19 protein-coding genes and 2 tRNA genes are annotated in these 18,532 nt (G+C 59.5%); 10 read left to right on the forward strand and 11 right to left on the reverse strand.

Going from position 1 to position 18,532, the window contains the following annotated elements; genetic code table 11:
* The coding region (locus tag UIA24_RS00380) for a LysR family transcriptional regulator (protein WP_330521920.1) at positions 1–392 on the reverse strand (392 nt) is incomplete at its 3' end.
* Positions 393–734: 342 nt separating this feature from the next.
* On the opposite strand from UIA24_RS00380, the gene UIA24_RS00385 reads away from it, so the two are divergent.
* Positions 735–1,352 (forward strand): LysE family translocator, encoded by a 618-nt coding sequence (locus UIA24_RS00385; protein WP_330521921.1) that lies wholly within the window; start codon positions 735–737, stop codon positions 1,350–1,352.
* A gap of 138 nt (positions 1,353–1,490) precedes the next feature.
* Here UIA24_RS00385 and UIA24_RS00390 read toward each other — a convergent pair.
* Positions 1,491–1,567 (reverse strand) — tRNA-Met (locus UIA24_RS00390).
* 183 nt (positions 1,568–1,750) lie between these two features.
* Between UIA24_RS00390 and UIA24_RS00395 the strand changes: the two genes are divergently transcribed.
* The 3 genes from UIA24_RS00395 to UIA24_RS00405 all read left to right on the forward strand — a co-directional run bounded on the left by UIA24_RS00395 (position 1,751) and on the right by UIA24_RS00405 (position 4,507).
* Positions 1,751–2,968, forward strand: coding sequence for an MFS transporter (locus UIA24_RS00395; protein WP_099776529.1), 1,218 nt, complete (start codon positions 1,751–1,753; stop codon positions 2,966–2,968).
* Positions 2,969–3,086: 118 nt separating this feature from the next.
* A complete protein-coding gene (locus UIA24_RS00400) occupies positions 3,087–3,230 on the forward strand; it encodes a hypothetical protein (protein WP_330521923.1) in 144 nt (47 codons plus the stop codon).
* 122 nt (positions 3,231–3,352) lie between these two features.
* Positions 3,353–4,507, forward strand: a complete 1,155-nt coding sequence (locus UIA24_RS00405) for an MFS transporter (RefSeq protein WP_330521924.1) — start codon at positions 3,353–3,355, stop codon at positions 4,505–4,507.
* 157 nt (positions 4,508–4,664) lie between these two features.
* Here the strand turns inward: UIA24_RS00405 and ychF are convergent, their stop codons facing one another.
* The 8 genes from ychF to UIA24_RS00445 form a co-directional block, all read right to left on the reverse strand.
* The gene (gene ychF, locus UIA24_RS00410) at positions 4,665–5,765 is read right to left on the reverse strand and encodes a redox-regulated ATPase YchF (protein WP_065761927.1); all 1,101 of its coding nucleotides are present in this window, start codon (positions 5,763–5,765) and stop codon (positions 4,665–4,667) included.
* 21 nt (positions 5,766–5,786) lie between these two features.
* Entirely contained in the window at positions 5,787–6,371 is a 585-nt protein-coding gene (gene pth / locus UIA24_RS00415; RefSeq protein WP_065761926.1) for an aminoacyl-tRNA hydrolase, read from the reverse strand.
* A 78-nt stretch (positions 6,372–6,449) separates the two neighbouring features.
* Positions 6,450–7,046, reverse strand: coding sequence for a 50S ribosomal protein L25/general stress protein Ctc (locus UIA24_RS00420; protein ID WP_330521925.1), 597 nt, complete (start codon positions 7,044–7,046; stop codon positions 6,450–6,452).
* Between the two features lie 139 nt (positions 7,047–7,185).
* A complete protein-coding gene (locus UIA24_RS00425) occupies positions 7,186–8,127 on the reverse strand; it encodes a ribose-phosphate pyrophosphokinase (RefSeq protein WP_099773531.1) in 942 nt (313 codons plus the stop codon).
* Positions 8,128–8,174: 47 nt separating this feature from the next.
* Positions 8,175–8,249 (reverse strand) — tRNA-Gln (locus tag UIA24_RS00430).
* A 34-nt stretch (positions 8,250–8,283) separates the two neighbouring features.
* Entirely contained in the window at positions 8,284–9,135 is an 852-nt protein-coding gene (gene ispE, locus UIA24_RS00435) for a 4-(cytidine 5'-diphospho)-2-C-methyl-D-erythritol kinase (RefSeq protein ID WP_330521926.1), read from the reverse strand.
* A 1-nt stretch (position 9,136) separates the two neighbouring features.
* Positions 9,137–9,754, reverse strand: coding sequence for a lipoprotein insertase outer membrane protein LolB (gene lolB / locus UIA24_RS00440; protein ID WP_065761005.1), 618 nt, complete (start codon positions 9,752–9,754; stop codon positions 9,137–9,139).
* A 4-nt stretch (positions 9,755–9,758) separates the two neighbouring features.
* On the reverse strand, positions 9,759–11,486 hold the full coding sequence (locus UIA24_RS00445) for a tetratricopeptide repeat protein (protein ID WP_065761006.1): 1,728 nt from the start codon (positions 11,484–11,486) through the stop codon (positions 9,759–9,761).
* Between the two features lie 189 nt (positions 11,487–11,675).
* Between UIA24_RS00445 and hemA the strand changes: the two genes are divergently transcribed.
* The 6 genes from hemA (at position 11,676) to UIA24_RS00475 (ending at position 17,036) form a co-directional block, all read left to right on the forward strand.
* Positions 11,676–12,953, forward strand: a complete 1,278-nt coding sequence (gene hemA, locus UIA24_RS00450; RefSeq protein ID WP_065761007.1) for a glutamyl-tRNA reductase — start codon at positions 11,676–11,678, stop codon at positions 12,951–12,953.
* Positions 12,950–14,032: a peptide chain release factor 1 gene (gene prfA, locus UIA24_RS00455; RefSeq protein ID WP_065761008.1), complete on the forward strand. Its 1,083-nt coding sequence runs from the start codon at positions 12,950–12,952 to the stop codon at positions 14,030–14,032. Before hemA ends, prfA begins: the two co-directional genes overlap by 4 nt.
* Positions 14,033–14,863 (forward strand): peptide chain release factor N(5)-glutamine methyltransferase, encoded by an 831-nt coding sequence (prmC, locus tag UIA24_RS00460; RefSeq protein WP_330521927.1) that lies wholly within the window; start codon positions 14,033–14,035, stop codon positions 14,861–14,863.
* Positions 14,857–15,612: a molybdopterin-synthase adenylyltransferase MoeB gene (locus tag UIA24_RS00465; protein WP_102051837.1), complete on the forward strand. Its 756-nt coding sequence runs from the start codon at positions 14,857–14,859 to the stop codon at positions 15,610–15,612. The genes prmC and UIA24_RS00465 overlap by 7 nt, the downstream gene beginning before the upstream one ends.
* Positions 15,605–16,402 (forward strand): glutamate racemase, encoded by a 798-nt coding sequence (murI, locus tag UIA24_RS00470; RefSeq protein ID WP_102051838.1) that lies wholly within the window; start codon positions 15,605–15,607, stop codon positions 16,400–16,402. The genes UIA24_RS00465 and murI overlap by 8 nt, the downstream gene beginning before the upstream one ends.
* A gap of 115 nt (positions 16,403–16,517) precedes the next feature.
* On the forward strand, positions 16,518–17,036 hold the full coding sequence (locus UIA24_RS00475; protein WP_330521928.1) for an acyloxyacyl hydrolase: 519 nt from the start codon (positions 16,518–16,520) through the stop codon (positions 17,034–17,036).
* 50 nt (positions 17,037–17,086) lie between these two features.
* On the opposite strand, the gene phrB is transcribed toward UIA24_RS00475, so the two are convergent.
* On the reverse strand, positions 17,087–18,514 hold the full coding sequence (gene phrB, locus UIA24_RS00480) for a deoxyribodipyrimidine photo-lyase (protein WP_330521929.1): 1,428 nt from the start codon (positions 18,512–18,514) through the stop codon (positions 17,087–17,089).
* Between the last annotated feature and the right edge of the window lie 18 nt (positions 18,515–18,532).

The following is an 18,532-nucleotide window of genomic DNA, read 5'->3' on the forward strand; positions in this document are numbered from 1 at the left end:
GGGCCGCCGGCCGCCACCAGATGGATGTGGATGTCTGGGTGCGCGGCATGGAAGGCCGGCAGGCGCGGAATCAGCCATTTCATGGCGATAGTCGGCTCGCAGGAGAGCACCAGAACGTTTTCCCGCGCCTGTTGTTGCAGGCGATAGACCGCACCTTCCAACTGCTCGAACAGCGACTGGGTGGTGCCATGCAGGGCGCGTCCGGCGGCCGTGAGGAAAATCGCCCGGTTGCGTCGCTCAAACAACTGCACCCCGAGGGACTCCTCCAGCAAGCGCACCTGCCGGCTGACGGCACCATGGGTGACGTGCAGCAGTTCGGCGGCGCGAACGAAGCTTTCGGTTTGCGCCGCGACGTCGAAATAGCGGAAGGCGGAGAGGGCGGGCAGCTTCATATCTGTGAGGAAAACTAGCGGATTTGTCGCACTATAAATCGCTTTTTAGCCACAACGAAGCTTTCGATAATAAGCACCGTACAGAACAGATGTTCTGCGGAGGGGGGGCATGCTTAATGGGTGCGCGGCGCCTGCATCGCGGGCAAGCCCGGCTCCTACAGGCTGCTCGGTCTTTGTTGGAGCAGGCTTGCCTGCGATGGCGTCGGTGGGGTGCCCTTGAGTTCGCGGCGACTGCATCGCGGGCAAGCCCGGCTCCTACAAGGATCCATTGCGATGGCGTCGGTGCTAGCCGCCCGAGCAGAGCGCATCTGTGCATTTTACTAGCTGATCGAGGCGCTTTACGTGAATGAATTGATTGCTGTTGCCCTGTTCACCGTTCTGGCGGTGATCAGCCCCGGTGCGGACTTTGCCATGGTCACGCGTAGTAGCTACGCCTTCGGTCGCAGGGCTGGTCTCATGGCGGCGTTGGGGATTGCCTGCGGAGTGCAGGTGCATGTGTTGTACACCGTGCTGGGAATCGCGTTGATCATCAGCCAATCACCGCTGCTGTTTCTGGCGATGAAGGCGTTGGGTGCGGGCTACTTGATTTATCTGGGTTATAAATCCTTCACCAACACTCAACGCATCGCGCTGGGGGATGATGACGGCGCCAGTCGTCTGGGGGTGTTCGCTGCATTGCGCTCGGGCTTTCTGACCAACGCCCTGAACCCCAAGACCATGCTCTTTGTGGTCAGTGCCTATACCCAGGTGGTACAGCCTGACAGCTCGCTGGCGACTGACTTTGGCTATGGCTTCTTCATGTCCTTCGCCCATTGGGTGTGGTTCAGCCTGGTGGCCGTCTTTTTCTCCAGCGATGCCCTGCGGCGCACAATGCTCGATCGTCAGGGGCTGGTGGACAAGCTGATTGGCATGGCTTTGATTGGCCTTGGGGTAGCGGTGGTCTTTGCCAGTGTTCGCTAGCGTGGAGCAAGCGAGCCTTGTTCGGTGCTTGATGTTGGCTTGAGAAGGTATCGATGGGGTGCCAGCGTGTTATGCGCTGGGTACTTTTTTGCGGGCAAGAAAAAAGGGCTTACCTTGCGGTAAGCCCTTTTTAGTACTTGGTGGCTACACAGGGACTTGAACCCCGGACCCCAGCATTATGAATGCTATGCTCTAACCAACTGAGCTATGTAGCCAAGTGGCGCGCATTATTAGCCTGAAACGGATATCTGTCAACACCTGTTTCTAAAAAAAATTCGCGCATGATCAATTGCTTAGGCATTTCGGCCTGTTACGCCTGTATTACACGAAAAACATGGTGCTCTGCTTAAAGGATTCCGGATAATTGGATCCCAATTATCCGGATGGAACGCATTCCCATGGCCTTGAGCAGTGCCCAGTCCAGTTCGCCTTCTACCTTGGCAAGCGCCCAAAGCAGCCCGCTGGTGATGCGAATTATCGCCGCCTGCGCATTGGCGCACTTGATCAACGATCTGATCCAGGCCGTGCTTCCGTCGATCTACCCGCTACTCAAGGCTAATTATGGGCTGAGCTTTGCTCAGATCGGCTTGATTACCCTGACATTCCAGATCACGGCCTCGTTGCTGCAGCCTTGGGTGGGCTTTTACACCGACCGCAAACCCATGCCCAACCTGTTGCCGCTGGGTACGCTGTGTACGCTGGTCGGTATTGTGATGCTGGCGTTCGTCGGCAGTTTCTCGATGATCCTGCTGGCCTCGGCGCTGATTGGTATTGGCTCCTCGACGTTCCACCCCGAGACGTCACGTATTGCCCGCCTGGCGTCGGGTGGCCGCTATGGGTTGGCGCAGTCGACCTTCCAGGTGGGCGGTAACGCAGGTTCGGCGTTTGGCCCGTTGTTGGCTGCGGCGATTGTGATTCCCTTCGGGCAGGGCAATGTGGCCTGGTTCGGTCTGTTTGCGGTATTTGCCTTGCTGGTGACCTACGCGCTGAGCCGTTGGTACCGCGAGCACCTGAACCTGTTCAAAGCCAAGCAAGGTCAGCGTGCGAGCCATGGCCTTTCCCGTCAGCGGGTCATCGGCGCCCTTGTGGTGTTGGGGCTGTTGGTGTTCTCCAAGTACTTCTATATGTCCAGCTTCACCAGCTACTTCACGTTCTACCTGATCGAAAAATTCGACCTCTCGGTCGCCAGTTCGCAGTTGTACCTGTTCCTGTTCCTCGGTGCGGTTGCGGCGGGTACCTTTTTCGGTGGGCCGATTGGGGACCGGATCGGGCGCAAGGCCGTGATCTGGTTTTCGATCCTCGGGGTGGCACCGTTCACCCTGCTGCTGCCTTATGTCGATCTGTTCTGGACCAGTGTGCTCAGCATGATCATTGGCTTCATCCTGGCCTCGGCCTTTTCGGCCATCGTGGTTTACGCCCAGGAGCTGGTGCCGGGTAATGTCGGGATGATCGCCGGGATTTTCTTCGGCCTGATGTTCGGCTTTGGCGGTATCGGCGCGGCACTGCTGGGTTACCTGGCCGATAGCCATGGGATCGAGTACGTCTACAGCCTCTGCTCGTACCTGCCGCTGTTCGGCCTGCTGGCGATCCTGCTGCCGTCCACAGGCAAGCAGTGAGGTCTGGCTGCGCTGCCAATCGTTACCGACCTTGGTGCTATTGCTCAGGCGTAACGATTGACGGGCGGCGCAGGCTTCCCCTAGAGTGCCGCCCTTCATTTTCTCCAGTAGCCGAACCATGAGCCGCTTCACCCGCCCTTACACGTTGATACAGCCTGTCATGCAGGCCGTAAGGCGTGACTGGCCGAGCGATACGGTGCTCAAGCGTCGGCGCAGCGTCCTGTTCGCCTTTACCTTCTCTCCGCCCACCTGCCCGAACTGACAGGACGGACGCGGGCGTGGTGTTGCCACGCGTGCTTGTCCGTATCGAATACACGCCTTTGTGGTCTGCATGTGTGAGTGCAGGGATATCGCTATCCCTGCGTCAGTGGGTTTGGAGTCAAGATGGACAAGCGTTTTCTGGCGGGCCTGTTGTTCGCGGTTTCTGTTGTTGGCCTGAGCCTGGGGGCGACGTTGCCCTTGGTGTCCCTGCGGCTGTTCGAGGCCGGAGCCGGTACCCTCAAGATCGGCATTGTGTCGGCGATTCCCGCGGCGGGCATGATGCTTTCGGCGTTTATGGTCGACGCCTGCTGTCGGCATCTGACGCGCCGTACCATCTACCTGTTGAGTTTCGGCATGTGCGCCTTGAGCGTCGCATTGATCGAAGTGGCGTTCTCCTCGATCTACCTGCTGTGCCTGTTACGCCTGATGCTGGGGATCGGCATGGGTATTGCGATCATTCTCGGCGAGTCCTGGGTCAATGAGCTGAGTGAAGAGCACAATCGTGGCAAAGTCATGGCGTTGTACGCCACGGCGTTCACCGGTTTCCAGATGGCGGGGCCGACCATGCTGGCGCTGTTCGGCGCGCAAAGCCCGTGGGTAACGATCGTGGTGAGCCTGTGCTACCTGCTGGCGCTGGCCTGCATTGTCTGGACGGTGCCTGATGACTACGTCGAGCATGGCGAGGAGGGCGAGAAGAGCTTTTCCCTGGCGGGCTTTTTCCAGGTGGCACCGGCCCTGTGTATGGGTGTGCTGTTCTTTTCCTTCTTTGATGCGGTGATCCTCTCGCTGTTGCCGGTCTATGCCTCCAGTCATGGCTTCGCTCTGGGCGTTGCGGCGTTGATGGTCACGGTGATCCTGACCGGCGACATGGTGTTCCAACTGCCCTTGGGTTGGTTGGCCGACCGCTGCGAGCGCACGATGGTGCACCTGGTCTGTGGCGTCGTAGCGATGCTGATTGGCGTGGCATTGCCTTGGCTGTTGCAACTACCGTGGCTGCTTTGGCCGATGCTTGTCGTGTTGGGGGCGGTTGCAGGTGGCGTCTATACGCTCGCCCTGGTGCTGATCGGGCAACAATTCAAAGGGCAGGATCTGATTACGGCCAATGCCAGTGTTGGCTTGTTGTGGGGCGTTGGCAGCCTGATTGGGCCGCTGATCAGTGGTATGGCCATGGACATGGCGCCCCATGGGCTGCCAATGGCTCTGGCGGCGGTTGCAGGGCTGTTTGTGTGCTTTGCCCGCGGCTCTAACCGTGCTGCGCGTTTGGCCGCTGAGCGGTAGAGGCTTGCCCGTGAACACTGCATCGCAGCCTGCCTGATGCATCTCGTCTTGATCGCGGGCAAGCATGCTCCCTCAGGGGGGATCGCGGTTGGTCAGACCTGAGTCGCCATAAACGATAAAACCGCGCCTGGGCGCGGTTTTATCGGATGGTGCGGGCTTAGACGTTAAAGCGGAAGTGCATCACATCGCCATCTTTGACGATGTAGTCCTTGCCTTCCAGGCGCCATTTACCTGCTTCTTTCGCGCCGGCTTCGCCGTTGTACTTGATGAAGTCATCGTAGGAGATCACTTCGGCACGGATGAAGCCTTTCTCGAAGTCGGTGTGGATCACGCCGGCAGCCTGTGGGCCGGTAGCGCCAACGCGAACGGTCCAGGCGCGAACTTCCTTCACGCCAGCGGTGAAGTAGGTCTGCAGGTTGAGCAGGGCGTAGCCCGCGCGGATCACGCGGTTCAGGCCAGGCTCTTCCAGGCCGAGGGATTCGAGGAACATGTCCTTCTCTTCGCCGTCGTCCAGTTCGGCGATTTCCGCTTCGATCTTGTTGCACACCGGCACCACGATCGCGCCTTCTTCTTCGGCAATGGCCTTGACCACGTCCAGGTGCGGGTTGTTCTCGAAGCCGTCTTCGGCCACGTTGGCGATGTACATGACCGGTTTGCTGGTCAGCAGGTGGAAGCCACGGATCAGGGCTTTCTCGTCATCCGCCATGTGCTTCATCAGGCTGCGCGCAGGCTTGCCTTCGGTGAAGTGCGGGATGAGTTTTTCCAGAATGGCTTTCTGGGCCAGAGCGTCCTTGTCACCGCCTTTGGCGTTACGCGCGACTTTCTGCAGTTGCTTCTCGCAGCTGTCGAGGTCGGCGAAGATCAGTTCCAGGTCGATGATTTCGATGTCGCGCTTGGGGTCGACACTGTTGGAGACGTGAATCACGTTATCGTCTTCGAAGCAGCGCACCACGTGGGCAATGGCATCGGTCTCGCGGATGTTGGCGAGGAACTTGTTGCCCAGGCCTTCACCTTTCGAGGCGCCGGCTACAAGGCCTGCGATATCGACGAATTCCATGGTGGTGGGCAGCACCCGCTCAGGCTTGACGATGGCAGCCAGGGCGTCCAGGCGTGCATCAGGCATCGGTACGATGCCGCTGTTCGGCTCGATGGTGCAGAAGGGGAAGTTCTCTGCCGCGATACCGGATTTGGTCAAGGCGTTGAACAGGGTGGATTTGCCGACGTTGGGCAGGCCGACGATGCCGCAATTGAATCCCATGGTGAATCCCTCTTCGTGGAGTCAGGCCTTCTGGCTGTGCAGCTCTCTCATCGCACGCGTCCAATCGCCGGCGAGGATGTCCGGCAGCACGCCGAGGGCAAAATCGATACTGGCATCCAGTTTTTCCTGCTCGGCGCGTGGCGCCTTGCCCAGGACAAAACCGGACACCTTGCTGCTGTCACCCGGGTGGCCGATGCCAAGCCGCAGACGGTGAAAGTTATTCTGATTGCCGAGCTGCGCGATGATGTCGCGCAGGCCGTTGTGCCCGCCGTGGCCGCCACCGAGCTTGAGCTTGGCGACGCCGGGAGGCAGGTCGAGTTCGTCGTGGGCCACCAGGATGGCTTCTGGCGGTATACGGAAAAAACCGGCCAGTGCCGCGACGGCTTGGCCGCTGCGGTTCATGTACGTGGTGGGTATCAGCAGACGAACGTCTTTGCCCTGATAGCTGAACTTGGCTGTCAGGCCGAAATACTTGCGGTCAGCGGTCAGGTTGACGCGCTGGGCGCTGGCGATGCGTTCTACGAAAAGAGCCCCTGCGTTATGCCGGGTCTGTTCGTATTCGGGGCCGGGGTTTCCCAGGCCGACGATCAGTTGAATGGCGGTCACGTCAGGGGCTCTTCCTTGGAGTTGTGGGCCACGCGTTACGGCTGCGTGGCCCGGGCAACACCGGCGTGCTGAGTAAAATTACTCGGCAGCGCCTTCAGCTTCAGGCGCAACACGCGGAGCGTGAACGTTGGCTACTGCCAGGTCGTTGCCGTGAGCCAGTGCGACGAACTCGACGCCTTTCGGAGCTTTCAGGTCCGACAGGTGAACGATGGTGCCGACTTCGGCGTTAGCCAGGTCAACGGTGATGAACTCAGGCAGGTCTTTGGCTTCGCAAGAAACTTCGATTTCAGCCACTACGTGGGAGATCTCGCCGCCTTTCTTGATTGCAGCTTCTTCGTTTACGAAGTGAACTGGAACCTTGGCAGTCAGTTTCTGGCCAGCAACAACGCGAACGAAGTCGGCGTGCAGGATGATGCCTTTCGATGGGTGACGTTGCAGAGCTTTAACAACAACGTTCTGCTTGGCGCCGTCGACATTCAGTTCGATAACGTGGCTGAAAGCAGCTTCGTTTTCGAACAGCTTGGCGATTTCTTTAGCCAGGATGCTGACCGATACAGGGGCAGTGTCGCCACCGTATACAACAGCAGGAACTTGGCTGGCGAGACGACGCAGGCGGCGGCTCGCACCTTTCCCCAGGTCGTTACGCGCTTCGGCGTTCAGGATGAAATCAGTCATTTTGTATCTCCAAAATAGCCTCTCCGGTTTGGCGTTTGCGACCAGCGCCAAAGCGGGGTTGGCAAAAAAGCCCCGCCCCAACAACCAGTGTTGGGGCGGGGCGCTTTACGTCAACGTGATCTCGAAAAGGGCAGGGCCCTTAGCGGAACATCGCGCTGATCGATTCTTCGTTGCTGATGCGGCGAACCGCTTCTGCGACGACCGGTGCGATATCCAGTTGACGGATACGGTCACAGGCTTGAGCTGCGGCGGACAGCGGGATGGTGTTGGTCACCACCAGCTCGTCCAGCACGGATTTCTCGATATTCTCGATCGCCCGACCCGACAGAACAGGGTGCGTGCAGTAGGCGTAAACCTTGGCAGCGCCGTGCTCTTTCAGGGCCTTGGCCGCGTGGCACAGGGTGCCAGCGGTATCGACCATGTCGTCGACCAGAATACAAGTACGACCCTCAACATCACCGATGATATGCATCACTTCGGAGTGGTTGGCCTTCTCGCGGCGTTTATCGATAATGCCGAGATCGACGCCCAGCGACTTGGCAACAGCACGTGCACGCACGACGCCACCGATGTCTGGGGAGACAATCATCAGATTTTCGAAACGCTGGTCTTCGATGTCATCCACCAGAACGGGGGAGCCGTAGATGTTATCTACTGGAATATCGAAGAAACCCTGGATCTGGTCAGCGTGCAGGTCGACAGTGAGAACACGGTCGATACCAACGACGGTGAGCATATCAGCAACGACTTTGGCGCTGATTGCAACACGCGCCGAACGCGGACGGCGATCTTGGCGGGCGTAACCGAAGTAAGGAATCACGGCGGTGATTCGGGAGGCAGATGAACGGCGGAAGGCGTCAGCCATCACTACCAATTCCATCAGATTATCGTTGGTTGGCGCACAAGTCGGCTGAATGATAAATACGTCTTTACCGCGGACGTTTTCATTAATCTCAGTGCTGATTTCGCCGTCGGAGAACTTACCGACAGAAACATCACCCAGTGGGATATGCAGCTGACGTACGACACGCCGAGCCAGATCGGGGTTGGCGTTCCCCGTAAAGACCATCATCTTGGACACGCGCAGTACCTGAAGGCTGAGGGTAACCTGGATGAGTATAAGGAAAATGGCAGGGGCGGCTGGATTCGAACCAACGCATGGCAGGATCAAAACCTGCTGCCTTACCGCTTGGCGACGCCCCTGTATCTGTTGCTGCGAGTGCCTAACACTCGATTCCTAGAGCAGACTCTGTAGTGCGCGATGCAACATCGAAACGTTGCTTCCCTTTGCTACAAACCCTGTTTGGGTCTCTGTAAGAAGGGCCAAAACTTTATCAGCTTCAGCTTTGCTTGGGAAGGCCCCAAACACACAACTTCCAGTTCCGGTAAGCCTAGCTTCAGTGAACTTGCTTAGCAAATTCAGTGAGTTACGTACTTCTGGGTAACTCTGCTCTACTACCGGCTGGCAGTCATTTCGACTGTTTCCCTTGGGAACGGGGCGCATCTTAATGGGCGCTGAATCACGTGTCAACAATGGATGTGAAAAAATTTCCGCTGTACTTACAAATACTTGCGGGACGAGCACGACATACCAGGGTTCCTCAGGATCTACCGGGGTGAGCTTTTCGCCCACGCCTTCGGCGAATGCCGCGTGACCGCGGACGAAAACCGGGACGTCGGCGCCCAGGGTCAGGCCCAGTTCGGCCAGTTGGTCCTCACTCCAGCCCAATTGCCAGAGATGGTTGAGGCCGAGCAGAGTGGTTGCGGCATCTGAGCTGCCGCCACCGATGCCGCCGCCCATGGGTAGAATTTTTTTCAACCAGATATCAACGCCCTTGCTGCAGCCTGAAAGTGTCTGCAGTTTTCGCGCAGCTTTCACGATCAGGTTGCTGTCGTGAGGAACGTTGTCGATTTCGGTGTGCAGGCGTATTTCGCCGTCTTCTCGCAGGGCAAAAGACAACTCATCGCCGTAGTCGAGAAATTGAAACAGGGTCTGCAGTTCGTGATAGCCATCGGGGCGGCGTCCCAGAATGTGCAGCATCAGATTCAGTTTGGCCGGTGCCGGCAGTGTCAGGGTGGTCGCGTGCATGTCAGTGTCCCAGCTGGCGTGGCTGCCAGTCCTTGACCACCAGGGTTACGTCCAGGTTCTGGCCGTGCAGCTTGAGGCGTTCCGGCAGCCAGTAACCGTTCTGCTGGATGTAGCTCAGGTACTCGACGTTCCAGCCATCCTGGTCGAGGCTGGCCAGGCGGCTGTCACCGCTCAGGGTCAGGCGGCTCTTGCTGCCAGGTGCGGGCAAGCCGCGTACCCACCAGACCAGATGCGACACTGGCAGTTGCCAGCCCAATTGCTCCTCCAGCAAGGTCTCCGGGCTCTGGGCCTCGAAGCGTCCCTGGTTGGCAACCTCCAGTACGACCTGGCCCGGGTGACCGGTCAGGCGGGCGGCGCCCCGGCCCAGTGGGCCAGACAAGCGAATATCGTAATAGTCCTGGCGTTGCAGCCAGAACAAGGTGCCGCTACCGGAGTCTTTCGGTGCGCGGATGCCCACCTTACCGTTGATCTGCCAGCCGTCGAGGGTGCTCAGCTGTTGTTTATGCTCGCGCCACAGTTGTGGGCTGCCCTGGCCCTGAAGGGCTTCGCGGGAGCCGAAGCCGGCGCAGCCGGCAAGCAGGGCGATCAGGCTGAAGGTAATGCAGTGGCGCAGGAACATAGGCTTACAGAGTCTCGGATCCGGTCAGGCGCAGGAGGGTTTTGCGCAGGATAGGGCTGTCAGGTTGGTCTTCTAAGGCTTTGGCCCAGACATGGCGTGCTTCGCGGCGTTTGCCGTTGGCCCAGAGCACTTCGCCCAGGTGGGCGGCGACTTCATGGTCGGGGAAGCGTTCCAGGGCCTGGCGCAGCAGGCGTTCAGCTTCGTCGAGGTTGCCCAGGCGGTAGTTGACCCAGCCGAGGCTGTCGAGCACGGCGGGGTCTTCCGGGTTGATCTGGTGGGCTTTTTCGATCAGGCCTTTGGCTTCGGCATAGCGTGTCGTGCGGTCTGCCAGTGTGTAGCCCAGGGCGTTGAGGGCCATGGCATTTTCCGGCTCGCGGCTGATGATGCTGCGCAGGTCCTTTTCCATCTGGGCCAGGTCGTCGCGCTTTTCCGCAAGCATGGCGCGGGTGTAAAGCAGGTTGAGGTCGTCGGGGTACAGTTTGATGGCCTGTTGCAGCACCTGCAGGGCCTGGGCGTCCTTATTGTTGTTGCCGAGGGTTTCGGCTTCGATCAGGTACAACTGGATAGCGTAGTCCGGTTGGGCTTCACGCGCTGCGGCCAGGCGCCGCGAGGCTTCGGTGGCTCGACCGTTGGCGATGAGAATGTCGGCCTGGCGCAGTTGTGCTGGCAGGTAGTCATTGCCGGGCCCAACCTGGGCGTACTCGATCAGTGCGCCTTCCGGGTCATTACGCTCTTCATGCAGGCGTCCCAGGTTCAGGTGTGCCGAGTCGACCCGGCTACCGCGGGCAATCAGCTCTTGCAGGTAGCTTTCGGCTTCGTTCCAGGCCTTGGCCTCCAGGCTGACCAGTGCCAGTGAGTAGCGCAGTTCGTCGTCGTCCGGGTATTGCTGTAGCAGGCTGGCAAACTCGACCTTGGCATCCTCGACCCGGTCCTGTTCGACCAGCATGCGCGCATAGGTCAGGCGCAGGCGCTTGTCGTCGGGGTATTTGCGAATGGTCTTTTGCAGCAGTGGCAGTGCTTCCTTGCCGCGATCAAGGCTTTGCAGCAGGCGTGCCTGCAGCAGTACCGGAGCGATTTCGCCGGCCTCTGGCGGGTGTTTTTCGAGCAATTCCAGTGCGGCGTTCGCATTGCCATCCTGTTGCAGCAGCAGGGCCTTGCCAAACACCAGCTGACCATTGTCCGGGTACTTCAGTAGCAGACGGTCGAAACTTTTCTGCAGGCCGTCACGGGTTTCCTGATCGGTTTCGGCGGCTGACAGCGCCAGGAAATCGAAGTGCGTGTCACCCTGGCCCTGCAGGACCTTCTCCATGTAGTTCATGGAGTCGTCATAGCGCCCGGCCCGCGCCAGCTGTATTGCAGCGGCGCGTTGCGCATCGAGGCTTTCTGGTGCGTTCTTTGCCCAGATCAGCGCCGTGTCCAGCGCAGCCTGGTCGGCACCGAGGTACTCGGCGATGCGGAAGGCACGTTCTGAGATACCGGCGTCCTGGGTTTTGATGGCTTGGGCAACATAGTTGTCCAACGCGATATCGAAGCGATTGCGCTGGCCTGCCAATTCGGCGGTCAACAAGCTATAGACGGTGTCCTGGCTGAAGGATCCGTAGACCGTGGGCTTGACCTGTTCAGGAGGTGCAGTCTCGGCGGCAGGCGCCTTGGCATCCGGGGAGTCCGGAGCCAGGGTCTGGCAGCCCTGAAGCAAGGCAAAGGCAAGGAACAACGCGGAGGATCTATTCATAGTGGGGATTTTGGGCGACTAACCTGCGGTCGGATCATCATGACACAAGCGCTAGGGCAAACCCATAAGTGATGGCCTCTGGAAGTACAGACTTAGGTACTGACTATAGAGACAATAGTGAGCGGTGGTTGTTCTCTAACCTGCGAAGTAGGACAATTATCGGCTTCACGTCATAATCAGCGACCTTGAATGGCCTTTCTTGCACTCGGTATCAACCATAAGACTGCCTCGGTAGACGTACGCGAGCGCGTGGCGTTTACGCCCGAGCAGCTGGTCGAAGCCTTGCAGCAGCTCTGTCGACTCACCGCCAGCCGCGAAGCCGCGATCCTCTCGACCTGCAACCGCAGCGAACTTTACATCGAACAGGACCACCTGGCGGCCGACAGCGTATTGCGCTGGTTGGCCGAATATCACCAGCTCAGCCTCGAAGAGCTGCGTGCCAGTGCCTATGTCCATGAAGATCACGATGCCGTGCGGCACATGATGCGGGTTGCCTCCGGGCTCGACTCGCTGGTGCTGGGCGAGCCGCAGATCCTGGGCCAGATGAAATCGGCGTATGCCGTGGCGCGCGAGGCCGGGACCATCGGCCCCTTGCTGGGGCGTTTGTTCCAGGCCACGTTCAGTGCTGCCAAGCAGGTGCGCACCGACACGGCCATCGGCGAAAACCCGGTGTCAGTGGCGTTTGCCGCTGTGAGCCTGGCCAAGCAGATCTTCAGTGACCTTGGGCGTAGCCAGGCGCTGCTGATCGGGGCTGGTGAAACCATTACCCTGGTGGCCCGTCACCTGCATGAGCAGGGGGTGCGGCGCATTGTGGTGGCTAACCGAACCCTGGAGCGTGCGAGCACGCTGGCCGAACAGTTCGGTGCCCATGCGGTGTTGCTGGCAGACATTCCCCATGAGCTGGTGCACAGCGATATCGTGATCAGCTCCACCGCCAGCCAGTTGCCGATTCTTGGCAAGGGGGCGGTAGAAAGCGCATTGAAATTGCGTAAGCACAAGCCGATTTTCATGGTGGATATCGCCGTACCTCGGGATATCGAACCAGAAGTCGGTGAGTTGGACGACGTTTACCTGTACACCGTCGATGACCTGCACGACGTTGTCGCCGAGAACCTCAAGAGCCGTCAGGGCGCCGCCCAGGCGGCCGAGGAGCTGGTCTCGGTCGGTGCCGAAGACTTCATGCTGCGCCTGCGTGAGTTGGCGGCGGTGGATGTGCTCAAGGCCTACCGCCAGCAAGGTGAGCGGCTGCGCGACGAGGAATTGCAAAAGGCCCAGCGCCTGCTGGCCAACGGTGCCAATGCCGAGGAGGTCTTGGCGCAGTTGGCCCGTGGCTTGACCAACAAGTTGCTGCATGCGCCGAGTGTGCAGTTGAAAAAGCTCTCTGCCGAAGGCCGCCTCGATGCGCTGGCCATGGCCCAGGAACTCTTTGCCCTCAATGAGGGCTCGACGGATAAACCCCCGCAATGAAAGCGTCGCTGCTCAATAAACTGGATACCCTCCAGGACCGCTTCGAGGAACTGACTGCCCTGTTGGGTGATGCTGAAGTCATTTCCGATCAGACCCGCTTCCGTGCCTATTCCAAGGAGTACGCCGAAGTTGAGCCCGTCGCGGCTGCCTATGCGCAGTGGCGCAAGGTTCAGGACGCGCTTGAGGGGGCTCAGGCGCTGCTCAAGGACAGTGACCCGGATATGCGGGAAATGGCTGTGGAAGAGGTGCGCGAATCCAAGGAGCAGTTGCTCGCACTGGAAAGCCAGTTGCAACGCATGCTGCTGCCCAAGGACCCGAACGATGGGCGCAACGTGTTCCTGGAGATCCGCGCGGGTACGGGCGGGGACGAGGCGGCGATTTTTTCCGGCGACCTGTTCCGCATGTACTCGCGTTATGCCGAGCGACGTGGCTGGCGTTTGGAGATCCTCTCGGAGAACGAGGGCGAGCATGGCGGTTACAAGGAAATCATTGCGCGGGTCGAAGGCGATAACGTCTACGGCAAGCTGAAATTCGAGTCGGGTGCGCACCGCGTACAGCGGGTACCGGAAACCGAATCCCAAGGGCGTATTCATACCTCGGCGTGTACCGTCGCGGTATTGCCCGAGCCTGACGAGCAGGTGGCAATCGAAATCAACCCGGCTGATTTGCGGGTCGACACTTACCGCTCTTCCGGGGCGGGCGGTCAGCACGTGAACAAGACCGATTCGGCGATTCGTATCACGCACTTGCCGACCGGCATCGTGGTGGAGTGCCAGGAAGAGCGTTCGCAGCACAAGAACCGGGCGCGCGCCATGTCCTGGCTGTCGGCCAAGCTCAATGACATGCAGACCAGCGCGGCACAGAATGCCATTGCCAGTGAGCGCAAGCTGCTGGTCGGCTCGGGCGATCGTTCCGAGCGTATTCGTACCTACAACTACCCACAGGGCCGGGTGACCGATCACCGTATCAACCTGACCCTGTATTCCCTTGATGAAGTGTTGGCGGGCGGGGTCGATGCGGTCATCGAACCATTGCTGGCCGAGTATCAGGCTGACCAACTGGCAGCACTGGGTGAGTAAATGACGATTATTGCCAGCCTGCTTCGCGGTGCGGAGCTGCCGGATTCGCCGACGGCGCGTCTGGATATCGAGTTGTTGCTGGCGGCTGCCATCGGCAAGTCGCGCAGTTACCTGCATACCTGGCCAGAGCGGATCGTCACCAGTGAGGCGGCCCAGACCTTTGCCGACTACCTGCAGCGCCGCCGTGCCGGTGAGCCTGTGGCGTATATTCTGGGGCAGCAGGGGTTCTGGAAACTTGATCTGGAAGTGGCGCCTCATACACTGATTCCGCGTCCGGAAACCGAGTTGCTGGTAGAGGCGGCCATTGAGCTGCTGCCAGCGCTGCCTGCTCGTGTACTCGATCTTGGTACCGGAACCGGTGCCATTGCGCTGGCACTGGCCAGTGAGCGACCACAGTGGCAGGTGACCGCCGTCGATCGTGTGCTCGACGCCGTGGCCCTGGCTGAACGCAATCGCCAGCGTCTGCAACTGGACAACGTCCGGGTGCTCAACAGTCATTGGTTCAGCGCGCTGGAAGGTGAGCGTTTCCACCTGATCATCAGCAACCCGCCTTACATCGCTGCTGCAGATCCGCATCTGGTGGCCGGCGATGTGCGGTTTGAGCCCAGCAGTGCGCTGGTTGCAGGCGAAGATGGCCTGGACGATCTGCGCGCGATCATCACTCAGGCGCCGCAGCACCTGGAGCCGGGTGGCTGGTTGTTGCTTGAACACGGTTACGATCAGGCCGCGGCGGTACGCGAGCTGCTTGCTCAGAACGATTTCGAGCAGATCGAAAGCCGCGATGACCTTGCCGGCCATGAGCGTATTACCTTGGGGCGCCTCCTGTGCTGAGCGATCAGGAGCTGTTGCGCTACAGCCGACAGATCCTCCTGGCGCAGGTCGATATCGACGGTCAGTTGAAGCTCAAGGGCAGTCGGGCGTTGATCGTCGGCCTCGGCGGCCTTGGCTCACCAGTCGCGTTGTATCTGGCTGCTGCGGGTGTTGGTGAACTGCACCTGGCTGACTTTGATACGGTCGACCTGACCAACCTGCAGCGTCAGGTCATGCATGACACCCCATCAATCGGCATGAGCAAGGTCGATTCTGCGCTGGCACGCTTGCAGGCGATCAACCCCGAGATTGCCCTGGTGGCCCATCGTACGGCGCTTGACGAAGACTCGTTGGCTGAGGCCGTGCGCGCAGTTGACCTCGTGCTCGACTGCTCGGACAACTTCGGCACCCGTGAGGCAGTCAATCGCGCGTGCGTGGCAGCGGGCAAGCCGCTGGTCAGTGGCGCCGCGATTCGCCTGGAGGGGCAATTGTCGGTTTTCGACCCGCGACAGCCACACAGCCCCTGCTACCACTGCCTGTATGGGCATGGCAGTGACGCCGAGCTGACCTGCAGCGAGGCGGGCGTGATTGGCCCGCTGGTTGGGTTGGTTGGCAGCTTGCAGGCACTGGAAGCCTTGAAGATGCTGGCGGGTTTCGGTGAGCCGCTGATTGGGCGATTGTTGTTGATTGATGCGCTGGGCAGCCGTTTTCGCGAGCTGCGAGTGAAGCGCGACCCGGGGTGTGCCGTTTGCGGTGATCGGCATGGGTGATCCGGCAGCACCCGTCGGGGTTTTCGATTCTGGCGTCGGCGGGTTGTCGGTGCTTGCTGAAATCGCGCGTTTATTGCCCCGCGAGTCACTGCTGTATGTCGCTGATTGCGGACATATCCCCTATGGGGAGAAGTCGCCGGCGTTTATCCGTCAGCGTTGCCAGATCGTTGCCGAATTTTTCCGTGCCCAAGGGGCCAAGGCGATGGTGTTGGCGTGTAACACTGCAACAGTCGCCGCGGTGGCCGACCTGCGGGAACGTTACCCCGACTGGCCGATTGTGGGTATGGAGCCTGCGGTCAAACCCGCTGCGGCAGCAACCCGCAGCGGTGTGGTGGGTGTGCTGGCAACGACGGGTACGCTACAGAGCGCCAAGTTTGCCGCGTTGCTCGATCGCTTCGCCAATGATGTGCAGGTGGTCACCCAGCCGTGCCCGGGCCTGGTCGAATGCATTGAAGCCGGCGATCTAGACAGCCCCTCGTTGCGCCAGTTGCTGCAGGGCTATGTGACACCGCTGTTGGCTGCCGGGTGCGATACGCTGATCCTGGGGTGCACGCATTATCCTTTCCTCAAGCCATTGCTCGCCGAGCTTGTTCCGGCCGACATAGCAATCATCGATACTGGCGCAGCGGTGGCTCGGCAATTGCAGCGTTTGCTCGGTGAACGCGGGTTATTGGCGCAGGGGCCAGCCCGACCTGCGCAGTTCTGGACGAGTGCCAGCCCAGCGCATCTGCTTAAAATCCTGCCATTGTTGTGGGGTCAGTCTGAGAACGTGCACAGTCTTGGTTTGTGAAACGCTGGGGGAGAGCGTTTTTGCGGTGCGGAACTGACAACTGATGGCAATTTTCTACTACGTTGTTGAATGAAACAGAAAAACTAAAAACTGCATTAAGAACAGGACGTTTCTCATGAAGAAACTGCTTTGCTTGGCTGCAACTGCAGCCGTGATTCTGGGGCAATCATTTACAGCACAAGCCGCCGATGCATCGGTCTCGGTAGGGCAGACCGGCGACTCGACCATGGTCTATCGCTTTGGTTTGCAATCCAACTGGGATGCCAGTTGGTTGCAGACCAGTGTCGGCCGTGTCACGGGGTACTGGGATGGCGCCTACACCTATTGGGAGGGCGATGAAACCACCAGTAACCACAGCCTGTCGTTTGCACCGGTGTTTGTTTATGAGTTTGCCGGTGAGTCCATCAAGCCTTATGTCGAAGCGGGTATTGGTATCGCAGCCTTCTCCAGCACCGAGCTGGAAAGTAACAGGCTCGGCTCGTCGTTCCAGTTTGAAGACCGTATTGGCTTTGGCCTGCGTTTCGCCGGAGGGCATGAACTGGGTGTGCGTGCCATCCACTACTCTAACGCCGGCCTGACAACGCCTAACGACGGCGTAGAAAGCTACTCCCTGCACTATCGCATGTCACTCTGATTCCCTGGCGTTTACTCGAGCAGCGGCTTAGCCGCTGCTCAACTGCCTCTTCATTCGGGTTTTTGGGGTAAGTGTTTGAACGCACTCAGGGCCCGCTGTCGACTGCTGCCCAGATCCACTATCGGGCCAGGATAGTGACGAACAGCAAACAGCCCGCCCACCGACTGAGGGGCGTGGATGGTTTTGTTGTCCAGGTCAGCCAGTTCCGGCAACCAATGCCGAATAAAACGTCCCTCACTGTCGAAGCGTTGCGACTGACTGATCGGGTTGAAGATCCGAAAATAAGGGACGGCATCAGTGCCCGTTGATGCGCTCCATTGCCAGCCGCCGTTATTTGCCGCCAGGTCACCGTCGATCAGATGACGCATGAAAAAGCGTTCGCCTTCACGCCAGTCAATCAGCAGGTTTTTGGTCAGGAACATCGCAACGACCATGCGCAGGCGGTTATGCATCCAGCCGGTGGCCAGTAGTTGGCGCATGGCCGCATCGATGATCGGAATGCCGGTGCGCCCTTGCTGCCATGCCTCCAGCTCGTCAGGCGCGTTGCGCCACGGCACCGCTTCGGTTTCCAGGCGGAAAGCGCGGTGTCGCGATACCCGCGGATACCCGACCAGAATATGTTTGTAGAACTCGCGCCACAGCAGTTCATTCACCCAGGTCACAACGCCTTTGTTGCCACTGTCGAACTCGCCTCGATTGTGTGAAAGCGCCGCGTGCAGGCACTGGCGTGGGGAGATCACCCCGGCAGCGAGGTAGGGGGACAACTGGCTCGTGCCAGGCAGCGCCGGAAGGTCGCGCTGATCCTGATAGTCCTCGATGGCGTCCTCGACAAAGGCGTTCAGCCGCCTTTGAGCTTCTTGCTCGCCGGCTGGCCAGAGCGCGCGCAGTGTTTCCGGGACGTTGTTGAAACCCGGTACTGATTCAGGGATCGGGTCGCTAGCAATTGCCAAGGGCTGCTGCGGCGTGGGGCTTGCTATCAGCCGAGGCTGGGCCAGGTGCAGGCGTTCATAGCAGGTTTTGCGAAATTGACTGAACACCTGAAAGTAACCGCCGGCTTTGGTCAATATGCTGCCGGGTTTGAACAGCAACTGGTCCAGATAGCTCACCACCTCGATTCCGGCGTCGCTCAACTGGTTACGTACGGCATCGTCTCGGCGCTGTTCGTGAACCCCGTATTCCTCATTCATGTGCAGTGTCTGCACATGGTGCTCCCGGCACAGCTGTAGCAGAACCTGGGGGGCGTTGTCCCAGTGCTCTGCCTGACGAACCAGTAGTGGAATGTTCAATGCAGCCAGTGACTGGCTGAGGGTTCGCAGGCTGCGTAGCCAGAAGTCGACCTTGCACGGCGCATCGTCATGCGCCAGCCACTGGCTTGGGCTGACCAGCCAGACGGCCAGTGTCGGGCCTCGCTCGGCAGCGGCGGCCAGAGCGGTGTTATCGGACACGCGAAGATCGCTACGCAGCCAGAGGAGTTGCATGTGGGTTCCTTGATATCG

The sequence above is a fragment of the Pseudomonas sp. AL 58 genome, from assembly GCF_036348395.1.
GTDB lineage: Bacteria > Pseudomonadota > Gammaproteobacteria > Pseudomonadales > Pseudomonadaceae > Aquipseudomonas > Aquipseudomonas defluvii.